At 58.1% G+C, this 14565-nt stretch carries 14 protein-coding genes and 1 tRNA gene; 8 read left to right on the top strand and 7 right to left on the bottom strand.

Translation table 11 applies throughout. From position 1 onward, the window contains the following. Positions 1 to 49: 49 nt before the first annotated feature. The 4 genes from EJ079_RS07610 to EJ079_RS07595 all read right to left on the bottom strand — a co-directional run bounded on the left by EJ079_RS07610 (position 50) and on the right by EJ079_RS07595 (position 2652). Positions 50 to 286 carry a Trm112 family protein gene (locus EJ079_RS07610; RefSeq protein ID WP_127381787.1) on the bottom strand — a complete coding sequence of 79 codons (237 nt, stop codon included), beginning with the start codon at positions 284 to 286 and terminating at the stop codon, positions 50 to 52. Positions 287 to 295: 9 nt separating this feature from the next. Continuing rightward, the gene (locus tag EJ079_RS07605; protein WP_023810888.1) at positions 296 to 967 is read right to left on the bottom strand and encodes an LON peptidase substrate-binding domain-containing protein; all 672 of its coding nucleotides are present in this window, start codon (positions 965 to 967) and stop codon (positions 296 to 298) included. A gap of 101 nt (positions 968 to 1068) precedes the next feature. After that, complete coding sequence (gene trxA, locus EJ079_RS07600; RefSeq protein ID WP_127808651.1) at positions 1069 to 2070, bottom strand: thioredoxin; 1002 nt, start codon at positions 2068 to 2070, stop codon at positions 1069 to 1071. An 84-nt stretch (positions 2071 to 2154) separates the two neighbouring features. Next, positions 2155 to 2652, bottom strand: a complete 498-nt coding sequence (locus EJ079_RS07595) for a prolyl-tRNA synthetase associated domain-containing protein (protein ID WP_127808650.1) — start codon at positions 2650 to 2652, stop codon at positions 2155 to 2157. Between the two features lie 245 nt (positions 2653 to 2897). Here EJ079_RS07595 and EJ079_RS07590 point away from each other — a divergent pair. Together EJ079_RS07590 and EJ079_RS07585 are read left to right on the top strand one after the other, a co-directional pair. Continuing rightward, positions 2898 to 2972: transfer RNA gene (locus tag EJ079_RS07590), tRNA-Gly, on the top strand. A 341-nt stretch (positions 2973 to 3313) separates the two neighbouring features. Then, complete coding sequence (locus EJ079_RS07585) at positions 3314 to 4708, top strand: DNA cytosine methyltransferase (protein WP_127808649.1); 1395 nt, start codon at positions 3314 to 3316, stop codon at positions 4706 to 4708. Here the strand turns inward: EJ079_RS07585 and EJ079_RS07580 are convergent. Then, entirely contained in the window at positions 4683 to 5096 is a 414-nt protein-coding gene (locus tag EJ079_RS07580) for a very short patch repair endonuclease (protein WP_127808648.1), read from the bottom strand. The genes EJ079_RS07585 and EJ079_RS07580 overlap by 26 nt on opposite strands. 214 nt (positions 5097 to 5310) lie before the next feature. Between EJ079_RS07580 and EJ079_RS07575 the strand changes: the two genes are divergently transcribed. Genes EJ079_RS07575 through EJ079_RS07565 form a run of 3 tightly spaced genes read left to right on the top strand, consistent with a single transcriptional unit; the run spans position 5311 to position 10553 of the window. Further along, complete coding sequence (locus tag EJ079_RS07575) at positions 5311 to 6708, top strand: ATP-binding protein (RefSeq protein WP_164873746.1); 1398 nt, start codon at positions 5311 to 5313, stop codon at positions 6706 to 6708. After that, positions 6705 to 7697, top strand: a complete 993-nt coding sequence (locus EJ079_RS07570; RefSeq protein WP_127808646.1) for a PD-(D/E)XK motif protein — start codon at positions 6705 to 6707, stop codon at positions 7695 to 7697. Before EJ079_RS07575 ends, EJ079_RS07570 begins: the two co-directional genes overlap by 4 nt. Before the next feature lie 12 nt (positions 7698 to 7709). After that, on the top strand, positions 7710 to 10553 hold the full coding sequence (locus EJ079_RS07565; protein WP_127808645.1) for a Z1 domain-containing protein: 2844 nt from the start codon (positions 7710 to 7712) through the stop codon (positions 10551 to 10553). On the opposite strand, the gene EJ079_RS07560 is transcribed toward EJ079_RS07565, so the two are convergent. Further along, a complete protein-coding gene (locus EJ079_RS07560; RefSeq protein WP_127808644.1) occupies positions 10550 to 11572 on the bottom strand; it encodes an HNH endonuclease signature motif containing protein in 1023 nt (340 codons plus the stop codon). The two genes, EJ079_RS07565 and EJ079_RS07560, sit on opposite strands and share 4 nt — an antisense overlap. Before the next feature lie 210 nt (positions 11573 to 11782). Here EJ079_RS07560 and EJ079_RS07555 point away from each other — a divergent pair, with 210 nt between their 5' ends. Further along, on the top strand, positions 11783 to 12544 hold the full coding sequence (locus tag EJ079_RS07555) for a DUF3800 domain-containing protein (RefSeq protein WP_127808643.1): 762 nt from the start codon (positions 11783 to 11785) through the stop codon (positions 12542 to 12544). Between the two features lie 136 nt (positions 12545 to 12680). Here EJ079_RS07555 and EJ079_RS07550 read toward each other — a convergent pair whose 3' ends face one another. Beyond that, positions 12681 to 12887, bottom strand: coding sequence for a helix-turn-helix transcriptional regulator (locus tag EJ079_RS07550; protein ID WP_127808642.1), 207 nt, complete (start codon positions 12885 to 12887; stop codon positions 12681 to 12683). 194 nt (positions 12888 to 13081) lie between these two features. On the opposite strand from EJ079_RS07550, the gene EJ079_RS07545 reads away from it, so the two are divergent. Both EJ079_RS07545 and EJ079_RS07540 read left to right on the top strand, forming a co-directional pair. Next, positions 13082 to 13471 carry a hypothetical protein gene (locus EJ079_RS07545; protein ID WP_127808641.1) on the top strand — a complete coding sequence of 130 codons (390 nt, stop codon included), beginning with the start codon at positions 13082 to 13084 and terminating at the stop codon, positions 13469 to 13471. A gap of 442 nt (positions 13472 to 13913) precedes the next feature. Further along, complete coding sequence (locus tag EJ079_RS07540; RefSeq protein ID WP_127808640.1) at positions 13914 to 14483, top strand: hypothetical protein; 570 nt, start codon at positions 13914 to 13916, stop codon at positions 14481 to 14483. The last annotated feature ends 82 nt before the right edge of the window (positions 14484 to 14565 follow it).

The raw sequence follows: 14565 nt of genomic DNA, 5'->3' as shown, positions 1-14565 counted from the left end.
GCTGTCCCGCCAGCCTTCGGCAAATTGGCGGGTATAAGAAACGTGCCCCTCAGCCCGACCCACCCAAGCGCGGCGGCGGGGCGAGCACGTCCTCCACCGAAAGCGTCCGCGCCTCGGAGGGCAGCATGATCGGGATGCCATCACGCACCGGATAGGCAATCTTGGCGACCCTGGAAATCAGTTCGCCGCGCTCTGGATCCCAGGCCAGCGGCCCCTTGGTCAGCGGGCAGGCCAAGAGTTCCAGCAGCTTGGGGTCGACCTTCTTCCCGTCACGTCCGTCCGCCATCGCGCCCTCTTACTGCAAACTCGAGCCAAAATCCTCATTCTCGCGCGCCAGCGCCATTTCGGTGATGGCGATCAGCGTCTCCGCCCGGGTCTTCAGGTCGGCTGCTTCGAGCAGCGCCTGTTTCTCGGCCGGCCCGTAGGGCGCCATCATCGACAGCGCATTGACCAGCATGGCATTTTCGGCGCGGCTGACGCTTTCCCAGTCGGCCTCCAAATCGTTGGCCTGCAGATAGGCGCGAAATGCCTTGAGCAGCGATGGCCGGTCGATCTCGTTGTCCGCCTGATCCTCGTCGAGATCGGCAAGGAAAGGCGCGGGCTTGCACTGGCGAAACGGCGTCTTGACCGTCAATTCGTGAGCGATGCGGAACCGGCACACGCCCTGCAGCGAAATCAGGTAGCGGCCGTCGCCACTTTCGGAGAAGGCGATGATGCGCCCGGCGCAACCGACATTGCAGAGCTCCGGCTCGCCATCGCCGCGCAAGGCGCCATCGAGACTGGGCTGGATGACGCCGATGAGCCGCGAGCCGGCAATCGCCTCGTCCACCATCTGCAGATAGCGCGGCTCGAAGATGTTGAGCGGCATGCGGCCTCCCGGCAGCAAAAGCGCACCCTCGAGCGGAAAGATCGGGATCGTCGACGGCAAATCCTTGGCGAGCCGGTAATGCGCGTTTCCCGCTTGCACCATATTCCTCCGATCGCTTCACCAGAAGCGCGTCATACCAGCTAATCTGGCGCAGTCGTCGCCGACGCCAAGCCCGTGCGGCAAAACAACCGGCAGCCGGCTCAGGAGAACAGCAGCGCCGACAATTTGCGGCGCGCCGCCAGCGTCGCCTCGTCGGTCATGCCCCAGGCCTCGAACAGCTGCAGCAATTGCGTCCTGGCGCCGTCCTCGTTCCAGGCCCGGTCGGCCTTGATGATGGCCAGCAGATTGTCGGCCGCGGCCGTACGGTCGCCGTTGGCGTTCTGGATCATGGCCAGATCGAAGCGCGCCTGGTGATCTCCGGGATTTTCCGCCAGCCGGCGCTCGAACTCGGCTGGATTGCCGAGAGCCGCCGCCTGCGCCGCAACCGCCATCCTGGCGCGCAGGGCTGCCAGCGGCGGCGCATCCTTCTTGGCCTCCGGGGCTGTTGCCAAAAGCGCCTCGGCGCCTTCCGTGTCGCCGGCGTCGAACAACAGTTCGCCCAGTCCGGCGATCGCCTCGATCGTCTCCGGCGCCTGCGCCAGGATAGCGTCATAAATGTCGGCCGCGGTCTGCATGTCGCCGGCGGCGCGGGCCTCAATGGCCGCGGCCAGGGCTTCGGCCACTGGCGGCGCGCCGTTGCCCTTGCCGCCGACCTTGGTGATGAATTCGTTGATCTGGCTCTCCGGGATGGCGCCCATGAAGCCATCGACCGGCTGGCCGTCCTTGAAGGCGATGACCGCCGGGATAGACTGGATGCCGAGCTGGCCGGCGATCGAGGGATGGTCGTCGATGTTCATCTTGACCAGCTTGACCCTGCCGCCGGCGGCCTTGACCGCCTTCTCCAACTGCGGCGTCAGTTGCTTGCAAGGCCCGCACCAGGGCGCCCAGAAATCGACCAGCACCGGCTGCCGGCGCGATTCCTGGATGACATCGGCGGCAAAGGCAGCCGTCGTCGTGTCCTTGATCACGTCGGCGGGAGCGGCGGGCGCATCGCCAAGCGCGACTTTCGCCGGCGCCGGCGCGGCTCCACCATACTGTACCGAGGTGGTGTACTGGCCGCCATTGCCGCCAAAGGAGCCGCCGAACGGATTGTTGTCGCTCATCTCTCTACCCTTCCGTGGCGCCGCCGGCCGGCGGCCAGGCGCCCTATGCTTCAGACCATCTGACTCAAGCCATCCATGTGGCGATCACATGGAGACTTTCAAGATAGCAGCATCGTGCCCGGTTGCCTCGACGAATCTGATCAGGTCGCACGCCGCGATCGATGTCGTCGCCTCATTGGTCAGCGGATGCCCATTGATCACCGCATGCTCCATCAAATCCTCGTCGAGCACGAGCTTGACCCTGTTTGCCGTGTCGTTGATGACGCCAAAGACCGTGACGGCGCCCGGTGTGACGCCGAGCAGCTCCATCAGCATCTCCGGCTTGCCGAAGGAAACCCGGCTGGCGGCGCCGATCACCTGGTGGATCTGCTTCAGGTCGACGACCGCGTCCTCGCCGACGGTGACCAGGAAGAAATTGTCCTTCTTGTCCTTCAGGAACAGGTTTTTCGTGTGCCCGCCGGCGATCTCGCCGCGCAGTGCCTGCGAATCGGCGACGGTATAGAGCGGCGGGTGGCGCTTCGTCGACGTGGCAATGCCGAGTTCGGCAAGAAAGGCCATCAAATCGGCTTCGGTCTTCGGCATCGGTTTCGTCCCGTTTCTCAAGCCAGCCGTTTACGGCCAATGGGGCAGCCGACACAAGACCGTCATGCGACATCATGGTGAGCGGCACCGCCCTTCGCGCTGGCGCCCCGCCGCCCGCCACTCACGCGCCCGCCGGCGGCTTGCCGGCCCCGCGCATCGTGTCGCAAAAAGCCTGCGATTTCCCTGTTGCAATCGCCGCGCTCTTCAGCCATATAGGCCCGGCTTGCGGCCAAGACGCCGCGCGAGCGGGTGTAGCTCAGGGGTAGAGCACAACCTTGCCAAGGTTGGGGTCGAGCGTTCGAATCGCTTCACCCGCTCCAAATCTTCTTAGATTTGAAAAGCATAAAGGGTCCGGGTAACCGGGCCTTTTTGCTATCTGGCGCCGGGGAGCGCGCCGGGGATTTTGACGGTGGTCGGGCGTCACCGAGTCTGCGTCAAAAGCACCACATCGGAATGTTCGTTATGAGTTCGGTTGATACCTTGCGGCCTCCGGACGCTTGGTAAGAGGTAACTTTGTGGATAGGATACCTCCTCTAAACCTGTTGATTCGCCGACACACCGGGATGGCAAGAGCTACTGCCTTTCAGTAACTTAAAGAGGTGCACAATATTTATTGCGCCGCACCCGTCGCCGAGTATAACTCTCGCCACTTGGAGGTGTCATGGTCATTCGCCGCAACGGACGGAGCATTCGAGAATCTCGGCTCCGGCGTGGTGCAGAAGTTTCGACATCTGCCGGGCGGTTCAAGCATATGGGCCTGAGCAAGCGTCGAAAAGCTGCCAGAGAGGCCAAGTCAGTAGATAGTATCAGCTCCAATCCCATCGCAACGGATTCGACGCAAGTGGTCAAACGGCCTGCGTTTCTTGCTGTCGATTTTTTCTGTGGTGCGGGTGGTACAACGCGCGGCTTGATCGATGCTGGGGGCTATGTTCTTGCTGGGATAGACAAAGAGGGATTCTGTCGCAAAACTTTTGTCGAGAACAACCTCAACAGAAGTTGGGACGAGAAGCCTCCGGTTTATCTTCAGCGTGACATCTTCCCAGCCGATGAGACATATCCCGTCGGCGAACACGCCGAGCTTCAGGCCGACCTGGAAATGCTGATACCGCCGTTTCGCAGGAAGCTACCGGGCGTGCCGCTATTGTTCGCGATATGTGCGCCGTGCCAACCCTTCACCACGCTGTCGCGAAAGGAAATGAGCGACGTCCGCGTCGCCAAACGCGATAAGGATCGTAACCTGCTCAAAGAGGCGGCTCGGTTTGTGCAGCAGTTTCGACCGGAAATGGTGCTCTCAGAGAATGTCGCTGGCATCAAAGATGCCCGATACGGCGGAATATGGGAGGAGTTCCGTTCCGAGCTTGAGCGTCTGGGTTATGCTACCGGGACACGTGTGGTTTGCACATCAAGGTTCGGCGTTCCGCAATATCGAAAGCGCTCTATTTTAGTCGCGGTCCTGAAGCAGAAAGTCCGTCAAGAGTGCCTAGCTGATTTTCTTGCTGCCGAGCTAGTGGTACCCGAATCAGATCCCGCTTCACCGATAATGACGGTCGAGCAGGCTATCGGCCATCTCCCACCGATCATCGCTGGTCAGCAGCACGATGCAATTCCGAACCATCGGGCACGCGCTCTCAGCGATCTCAATCAGAAGAGGCTTTCAAGCGCCAAGCCGGGCGAGTCCAACGCCTACATGGAGAATACCATCCATGGCGACCTCAGTCTCGAATGTCATCGCAAAGTGAATGCAAGACTGCAGGATCGCTGCTTCAGTGATGTCTACACTCGCATGCGCCCTGATCGCCCTTCGCCAACGATAACCACCAAATGCCACAGCATTTCAAACGGTCGCTTCGGCCATTACGACATGGACCAGGTCCGAGGCATCTCACTGCGCGAAGCCGCCCGGCTTCAATCATTCGATGACGACTACGTATTTCACCCGGTCAATATGATCGACCCCGTCGCGAGGATGATCGGTAACGCCGTCCCCCCTAAGCTAGCACGGTATTTTGCCACATATCTCGTCAACTCACTTACGGACGCTCGCGAAGCATCCTGAGATGTTCGATCAGCGGCTCTAGACCGTTCTTAAGCTCACATTGCCAAATCGTCTCGACGATCCATCCCGCTTGTGAAAGTGTCGCATGCGCGGCGGCGTCTCGGGCCTTGTTACGGTCGATCTTCTTCGCCCAGAACTCAGCATTGTCTTCGGGTAGTCTCCCTCGACGGCAGTCGTGGCCATGCCAAAAACAGCCGTGCACGAATATGGCCAGGCGGAACCGCGGAAGGACAATATCGGGTCGGCCAGCAAGATCCCTTCGATGCAATCGAAATCGAAAGCCAGCCGCGTGTAGTGCTTTCCGCACTGCCAATTCCGGAGCGGTGTTCTTGCTGCGGACACGCCCCATCAGTTTCGATCGGTCGGCTGATGAAATTCTGTCTGCCATGCGATAGTTCTGGCTCGTGTCGGTGTTAATTCAATACACAGTTGTGTTGCATAGCGACTAGCGAGCAGCTCCGCCTTCTACTAGGGTACTGGACGGGCAAGGAGGGGGCTAGCTTCATTTTATGATTCTGGATGAGATTCCTACGCTGAAGACCTTTTCGCTGCCGCCTGATAGCGGAGGCTCGGCTACTGCGTTTGCGCGATTAGGATACGACTTGGTCGATGCTTTAGCAGATATCATCGACAACTCCGTCGACTCTAAGGCCGGCAGCGTCGAAATCGTCTTTCATCGGCAAGGCGACCGCATCGCCGCAGTATCCATAGCAGATACTGGACGCGGCATGACGGAGGCAGCGTTGCAGGCCGCCATGCGGTTCGCTGGCAACAATGAGCACGCAGACAGTGACCTCGGGACGTACGGACTGGGCCTGAAGACCGCCTCGTTCAGCCAATGCAGCAGCTTGACCGTCATAACGCGCAAGGCCAGCGAAATCTCGGCTTGCCGCTGGACAAAGGAAGGGATCGGCAGAAACTGGAGCTGCGAGGCGCTCGATCCAAGAAGCGCAGGAAAAGTGTTCGAGGGGGGATATGCCAAGCCGCGTGCGAACGCACCCGGCACGCTTGTGGTCTGGCACCGGCTAACAAGGTTGGACGTCGACGGGGACTTCGACGAGTTTATTTCCGACCTACTAAGCCGCCTTGAGTTACAGCTCGGATTGATTTTCCATCGTTTTATCTCCGCCGGCACACTGTCGATAACACTGGCAGCGCAAGACGTTGATTCGATCCTCGCTTTCCCGAGGCAAGTGCGCGCGCATGACCCCTTCGCCTATGTCCGGTCCGGTCGCGACGGATATCCCAGAAGCTTCACGACGAACGTTCCCGACGTCGGCATGCTTCAGATCGACGCCCATATCTGGCCCGCCGGTGCCACTGAAACGAACTTCAGACTAGGGCGTCGCACGGGCACACACGGTCAAGGCTTCTACGTCTATCGCAACGATCGATTGGTACAGGCTGGCGGTTGGCTCGGCGTTTGTAGGGACGAAACCGACGTGGAGCTTTCACTCGCCCGGGCCGCGATCGACCTTCCTAAATCGGCGATGCGTGCCGTGTCCGTGCAGAAATCAGGACTGCAGTTGACCGCCGCTCTAGCCCCGGCGCTCCGCAACGCCAAAGCTGGTAGCCGGACATTGATGAACTATCTCGACGATGCACGCAAAACGTATCGGACGGATCGAAATAAGAGGCGACCGTCGGGGAACATCCCCATCGTGCCAGGCGCGGGTGTGCCTGCCGCTGTCCGCAGGGGTGCCGCGACCAAGGTTACTAAGGACACTTTCGTTAGAGAGATTGCCTTCGAGTGGATCACGCTGCCGAAAGCAGCCGTCTTTTCCATAGACCCGGAAGAAGATCGCATCCTCCTCAATAAGAAGTACCGGCAAAGAATGCTCGGGCCGAGTCGCGCATCCGTAGCTGATTTGCCGGTTGTCAAAATGCTACTCTTTCTTCTTCTCGAAAATGAGTTTGACCGCGAGCGATTTTCTGCAAAGCGCAGAGATTGGCTAGAACGCTGCAACGCCATTCTATACGAAGCGGTCAAAGCTCTATGACCTCGGAGCTAGAACCCGCGTCACTGCTCCTACCAGGTTGGGACGTCGTCAGACGCGATTTCATCGAGCCCGGGCTCCCCGGGCGGGTTGTGGTACGCGATAATCCCAAACTTGAACTCTTTGTCGACCCAGGCGGCATGCGCTTCGGGGCAACGCTGGCTCTCCCGTCAGATTCTTTGGTACTGCCGAGCCCGTTCACAGACATCACGATGGTTGAAGTTCGTATCGACGGCACACGTTGCGTCGAGATATCGACGGACGCGACCAGTTTGTTCGGGACATTCTATTTACTTATGGTCGACGTCGTCCGTGCAGTGCTAGAGCGTTCAATCCCGCCAATAGCAGCTTTGGATACAAGCCTGTCGCATTGGCGCGCGCTTCTACAGACCTCGGCCTTGCTCAGCGACGAGCGACAGCTTGGGCTAGTCGGCGAATTATGGCTCTTGGAGCGGCTCCTTCGATCTCTCGGATCAATCGGACTTCAGGCTTGGGTCGGGCCCAGCAGCCAGAGCCACGACTTTCGGCTCGGCGACGCCGAGTTCGAAGTGAAAGCCACCTCCGGCGCCCGCCGTGTCCATATGATCAACGGATTGCATCAGCTCGCCCCAACCGCTGATGCTCGCCTTTATCTCCTGTCTCTCAGGTTTGTCGACGCTGGCGCCGGCGGTGAGACTTTGGGCGAAACCGTAGAGCGGATTTCTACGCTCATCACGCCCGGCGACCTACACGGTTTCCAAGAGAAGCTCTCCGCAGTCGGTTTCAGAGCGGCCGATGCTGTGCACTATAGCCGGCGAAGGCGGATGGCCGATCGCGCTCGACTCATTCCTATCGAGGACGGCGTACCGAGGCTTACCGCAGGAGCTTTCGTCGAATTGCCGGTGCGTTTTGCGCCGACCAGGATCAGCGATGTCACCTATCGTATAGATGTCGAAGGCATGGGATTGGTAGAGGGAACGACGGCATTTACCGCCGTCATTCCCTCTGAGTGAATGAGGGCTTGAATGTTATTTGATCTTCTTAATGGTGCGCTGCGTGCGATGGCGAGGGGTCCAAAGCCACTCGCGCGATCGCTGAAATTAAGCGCAGAAATCAACGACCTCGATGAGGCGTCTGCGACCCTCGAGGCCTTGCAGGCACATCTCGAATCCGCATCCGCAGGAGACGAGACCGCGAATGCCCTTCGGCGAGCACTGGCAGGATGGGACAATGAGAGCGGGGGGGATTGGAGTGCTGCGACTGACCGGAACACCGCCGCACGACGGGCTCTAATTTACACATCGCTTGATATTTCAGGGGCGTTCGCCGCGCTTTGCGAACAGAAGTTTCCCTTTAAGCCACTCGATGCGCCAGTGGTGATCGCGAAAGCGCATTCGCTTTGGTACGACGAACCCCGTCGTCGGGCGCAATCTTTTTATTGGGATGCCTATGTGAAGCAGTTGGAGCGACAAGGTTGGCAGGAGGATTCTGTCCGCCAACTGGATGACAGCACGAGCAAGATCGTCGAGCGCTTGGCAGACCCCGCCGACGAACGTGCATATCAGACCAAAGGAATCGTCGTCGGTTATGTGCAGAGCGGCAAGACCGCCAATTTTACGGGTGTGGTCGCAAAGGCGGCCGACGCCGGCTACAAGCTGATTATTCTGCTGGCCGGCACGCTCGACGTGCTTCGTTCGCAAACGCAGCGCCGGATCGACAAGGAGATGGTTGGACAGGAATTGCTCGACAAGGACTATGTCTCCGACGCTGATTGGGATCAATTTTTGAGCCACGGTGCACGACCTGCCACTCTTGGCGCATTTGACTGGTACCGGCTCACAGGACCGGAATCGGACTATCAGAAGCTCGGCCGAGGTGTGGAAGCCATCCAGTTCGAAGCGGCCGATCAACAAAAGCCCTTTTGGCATCGTGACAATTTAGCAGGCGCCAAGGCGCGCATTGCAATTGTTAAGAAGAATCCGTCGGTATTAAAACGACTGCTCGGCGATTTGAAACTGCTGCAGCGTCGGGGGGTTGGCGCACCGCTCGATCAAATACCGACGCTCATTATCGATGACGAATCCGACCAGGCGTCGATTAACGTTCGGGCATCCACGAACGGGATCACGCCGACCAACGATGCCATTACGGAACTTCTTCGGATTTTGCCGCGCTCGCAGTATGTGGGTTACACGGCTACGCCGTTCGCAAATGTATTCGTCGATCCTTCCAACGAGGAGGACCTTTTCCCAAAGGATTTCATGATCTCGCTACCAAGGCCCGACGGCTATATGGGCGTCAGAGACTTCTATGATCTAGATGGCCGGGACGATGACATCACCTCCCGTCCAAATGAGCGTGACTATGTTCGCGATCTGAAGGGTGACGACACCAAGCCCGAGAACCTTCAGAAGGCCATCGACAGTTTCATTCTGGCCGGAGCCATTAAGAAGTATCGTTCGTCAAAGGACCCAACCATTAAGTTTCGCCACCATACGATGCTCGCGCACTCATCCGCCCGCGTCGCGGACCACGACCAACTAGCGGCACTAGCTCGATTGACGCTTAAGTCGGCCGCCTACGACGGCAAGAAGGGGCAGGCTCGGCTGCAAACTCTCTTCACTGACGACTTCCAGCCGGTATCGCAGAGGCAGGCTGGCGATCTTCCGTTCCCCGCAACTTTTGGGGAGCTCGCTCCGTTTGTCGGCGAATGCCTGACCGAAATCGGCGACGCCAACGAAGCTGTCCGCGTGCTTAACAACGAGAACAAGGCGGACACTCCCGATTTCGACAAGGCCGGAGTGTGGAAAATTCTGGTAGGTGGAACCAAGCTTTCCCGTGGTTACACGGTCGAGGGCCTCACCATCAGCTATTATCGCAGAAGGGCGGCAACAGCTGACACGCTAATGCAGATGGGCCGATGGTTTGGGTTCCGCCCGAAATATCGCGACCTTGTTCGTCTCTTTATCGGGCGCCAGGAGCCTGTAGGTCGCGGGGCAGGCACCATCGATCTCTACAAAGCGTTCGGCGCAATTTGTCGGGACGAAGAAATGTTCCGGGAGGAACTCAAGCGTTACGCCAACTTGGAAGAGCGCATCACACCGCTCCAAATACCCCCTCTGGTACCAAGCCATATGTTGCAACCGACGGCCACCAACAAGATGTTCAACGCCCAAATCGCCTACAGAAACTTCGGCGGAAAACTGTCGGAATCTACCTTCGCTCCCGACAAGGATGCCGACATCCGGCATAACCATGATGCGCTGTTGAAGCTAATTGACGGTAAAGCGATCCGAACAGATACGCTCCTCGCGACCTCGGCCAAGCGTATAGAGTTCGACGCCAACCTCACAACCGCAACACCAGCGGCAATGATAGAGTTTTTGAAGACCTTTCGTTGGTTCACCAAAGGGGCCGAGGGCACGCCGCCGTTTCGCCTGCAGCTGGAGTTTTTAGAGAAGACTGGGAAATATGATCCAGGCATCCAAGACTGGCTCATAATGGCGCCACAGAGCACGACGCCGCGCGATCATATTCGCATCGGGGGGGTCCCGTTTGCGGTCATTTATCGAACTTACACGGAAAATAGATTCGGCACCTACAACGACCCTAAACATCGCGCTCTTGCGGAATACATTGCCTACGAGGACGAACTGCAAGACCCGAACGGCGCGCTACAGGCTCTTCGAAAAAAAGGGCGGGGTGTGATGCTCTATTATCCGATCACGGATATCGAGAAGGGGAAGGCAAAGCCGCCGTTCAGCACAGGTTTCACGTTACTTTTTCCTAAGAACAGTATCCAAGAGCCAATCAGGTTTAAGGTGGTTCAGCAGAACAAGCCGAACGCGGCGGTCGTCACAGCGACCTAACCAAATGTCGTGAGAGCATCACCTATCTTTCGCTCCGGATGATCCACTAGACCTGGGATGCGTTTAAAAACGGATCGCTTAAATTTTAGGCGATCCGCACCGTGATGCAGTCGCCTGTGGCAGTTCGGACAGGCGGCAATTGCGTTGGCCACGACGTCGGGCCCTCCCTCGGTCAGCGGCCTCAGATGATGGACTTCAAGAAACGGCGTACCGTCTGACCGGCAAAACGGGGCGGCGTCGCCGCATGCTTCACAAAATCCGCCCGATCGTCTGAGAACCCAGGCCATCACGTTCGGGTCGCGAACAAAGCGGCTTGATAAAGCTGCAGCGCGTGGCACGTTGGTCATACCCGGCGGCGGGCGGCCGTCGCCAGCCCGAAACTTGTCGAGGGCGGCAACTACTCGCGTCTCGAGTTCATCGGAATCGAAGGTTGGAGACTCCGGAACCTTGGCCCGATCCCATACCTCGTTGATAATCGCGATCAGGCGACCCTTTAGGCCACCCAAATTCTTCCTCGGCAGATAGCCGTGGACGAACGGAAGGCCAAGTTCGTCCAAAAGCGCCGATATATTCTGCATTCGAAATTCATAGGAACCCTTCACCCGTCCCACTAAGCCGGTGTCTAGGATTTCACGGCGGAGCGAAGACTTGTTCATGCGATCGCCACGTTGTTGAGCGTCCCATAACCGTCGATAGGCCTCGGCACAGGTTCTTAGCTCACTGTCAGACCAAGGCTTGTCCGACCGATCTAAGTCTGAGCTCAAGGCGCCCACGCGGACAAAGCGAACTCTTGAAACAGAAGGGTCGAAGAATGCATGAAATCCACTGCCGAGCCATTGCCGGCTCCGAGAGTCATGGTGGTCGGCTGCATTGGCCCAGAACTGATTTCGCTGTGCTTCTGAAGGCAGAGGGCCAACTAGCCGGGCGATATCGACAAGGCTCAGCGTTACCTCATTCCCCTCTGATGTAGCGAGAAAATGGCCGAGCGGATCGTACTTCGAAGATTTGTCAGTCAACATTCACCTATTTGAGGGTGACCGCCGTACACTGCGCTCGGCAGGCCCGATCTGCTAAACCCGTTGCTTGGCGGATGCTGTCAACGTATCCAGATAAGCACAAGGAAAGGCCTTTTTTTGGAGATTGCAAGCCACGGCGCTGGTCGAAAGGCAAGATGGGCACTGGATGGTAGAGCTGGGCGGCCACAAGCTGGCGGTCGCAAGGGAGCGAACATGAGCGGACACGTTTCACAAATCCTTGAGGGTTTGACGGAGCCAGGCCGTGTCGTCGTTTTTTGTGACGATACCGACATCGATAAATCCCCGAACGATTGGCTTGTGCCGGGCCTACGAATCCTCTGCGCTGTTGCGATGACTTCTGAGCACTACGCCAAACTGTCGGCCGCCATGCAGAATCGCCTGCAAGCGCTCGGTCAGAGCGAATTTCACGCAACGGAGATCGTGAACCCGCCGAAGTCCTGCTCCTGGCGACAGGTGTCGGTAGAGAATCGCATAGCAGCGTTGGCCTTCCTGCGCGACCTTCTTGCTGAGCCTCCTACGAAGCTCTATTATATTTTCGTTTCCAAGGGCCAATACCAGCAGTTAAGGCAAGAGGCACAGGCTCTCGGCCACGTTAATCTGGGCCACAAAGCCGGCCTCAAGCGGGTCTTCCTGCTATCCTTGTTCGAGCGGCTTCAAGCAAGCGGGATAGGTACGGTCCTCGTAATGGACCAAGAAAAAAGCGGCGGGCCAACGGTAGAGAACTGGAAGGGAGGGGCGTTCCTTTTAGGCGGCGGCCCCATCACTGCCGATTCGGCGTCCGTTCCCGGTCTGCAGCTGGCGGACATGGTCGCGTTCTGTATCAGCCGGTACGTGCTGAAACGCCAAGCGATTATAGAAGAGCAAGGGTCGCCGTTCGACAACATTGCCCTTGAAACCGTTGCGGGTTTCGAAGGCAGGATCGAATTTCTCATGAAGTCAGCCCAAGCGGCGTAGGGCTCTAGCCTATTGTGTGTGCGTGTTGCCGGCGCTGGACCGGGAGAGTTCGGCGGCCAGCCCTTCGCCCGAGGCCGGCTCCGTTTTTACTGGCGCCGGGACTCCACTGACCGAGGGCAACCCCGATTTCGCGCGCTCAGCGACTTTCAGATTCCGCTACCCGTATGATCTCAACGGGGTCAGCGCCGATCGCCCTCGCGACGGTGACGAACTCGGCCACGTCCAGGCGCCGCTCGCCCAGTTCGAATTTCGAGACAAACGTCTGTCGCTGCCCAAGGCGCCTGCCCAGCTCGATCTGGGTGATGCCGGCATCCTTTCGCACTTCAACAAGAAGCTCGATCATTTTGCGGTAAAGATCAGAACGGAGTGAGGACAAGGGAAGCGCCAGTGCTGGGACTGGCTGTTCAATAAAACCCCAATTCGGAGTACCCCAAATTAGGGTATTGTGGCAGTGTTATCTGGGCGAGCGCTGCCTCGGCATTTGCCCGCTCGCTCGGACTATGTCCCGCCTAGCGCGGTTAGCTTGAGGGGAGATTTATGGAATATCAGAACAGCAATGCGAAAACGTTAGTCTACGTAGGCTTGCTAGCTGTCCTTTTGACGGGAGGGATTGGCGCCGCTCAGGAAGTAGTAGACGACTCGGCGCGAAAGTTCACGGCACCGGAAATAAAGGCCGCGCTTGAAGCAGTCGGGATGGAGTTAAATGACCCGTACTCTGCGAAGTTTTCGCGGTTGTTCCGTGGCATAAATCCGCGCGTGGTTTGCGGGTACGTTAACGGCAAGAATTTATACGGTGCTTATGTCGGAAATACGCTATTTTATTACGACGGTGGCAATAATAAGGCAACGATTGTACAAGATGAGAGCAGAGCAGTTCTAGACTTTTACAAGACTCTTTCGCGTATTATGTGCAATCTTCCGGAATAGTTTCCCACAGATGCAACTGCCATGGCGAGGGTCCGCCGATGGGCCTATTGGAGTGGTCTCGGGTGTCACCGCTTGTCCGGCGACGAAGCGCTTGGCTGGCATACTCCAACAAAGGTTAGGGTGGCAGACTGCAGGCAGCTGGCGGGCCTACGTCTCTCTCGGGCATGCAGGTTGCCCGCGAATTGAACTGGCACAATAGCAGCGAGATCACCTTCAACGCCATCCTCTCCTGGGCGGATCAGAACCGCGTCGAAGGCATTACATTGCGTCTCAACCGGGTCGGCCCACACAAGGGATGCGAGCGAGCTAGTCGCCCTCAGGGAGGCGGGCCGATCCGGTCGGTCCGAGCAATCCACGTTTGAACAAGAGGCCCACGCTCTTCGCCAACATTTCTGCTATGGGAAAAGGTGATGTCCAAATCCAACGATCAAAGGAACGCTGAATGAGAGCGGTGGCCTTCCGGCTTATATCGATCCTCCTGATCTCGCCGCTGCTATCGTTCTGCGCCGCCGGGGTCGCGAGGGCAGATCGAATAGTTCGACACTGCCTATCAATCGCAGAAATCAATCAGGATGATCGTATCCTGGTGACCGTCTTCGCCGATTCTGGTGTTAATTTCTGTTCCTTCACCGCCTCTTTGCCTCCGGACCTCGCCGGGGATACGAAAGCGGCTGCTGCCGCGATCGGACTCTGGAACGCTATTGCCTCGCCGGGAGATATCCGGAAGGACGTTCTCTCAAAGGAGTTCGCTCCCAGCTTCGTGGCATGGTCGCAAGAGCAGCTGGCCTCCAACTCCGACAGACCGGGCGCCAACACGTTCAGCAAACTGCTTGAGGAGTCCGCTGATAATCTGGCAGCATGCGCTGCAGACGCGTTGGCGGGAAAACAATTCAAGTTGGAAAAGGAACTTGTTCTAAGCTGTCAGACGAGTGAGAACCTGAAAGTCCTTGAGGTCGAGACGGCTTTTGCCAACCTTCACTTAACGATCTACATGCCTTTTGGTTCTAAATAGGCCCAAGAGAGATGACAGGTCGCCGACTGAATAAACTTTTTTCGACCGAGAGCATTGTCGGAGATGTCCGATCGGCTTTGGT

This window comes from Mesorhizobium sp. M7A.F.Ce.TU.012.03.2.1, from assembly GCF_004006095.1.
In the GTDB taxonomy this organism is placed as follows: Bacteria; Pseudomonadota; Alphaproteobacteria; order Rhizobiales; family Rhizobiaceae; genus Mesorhizobium.
The sequence above is the reverse complement of the archived record's forward strand: the minus strand, read 5'-3'. Positions and strand labels throughout refer to the sequence as shown.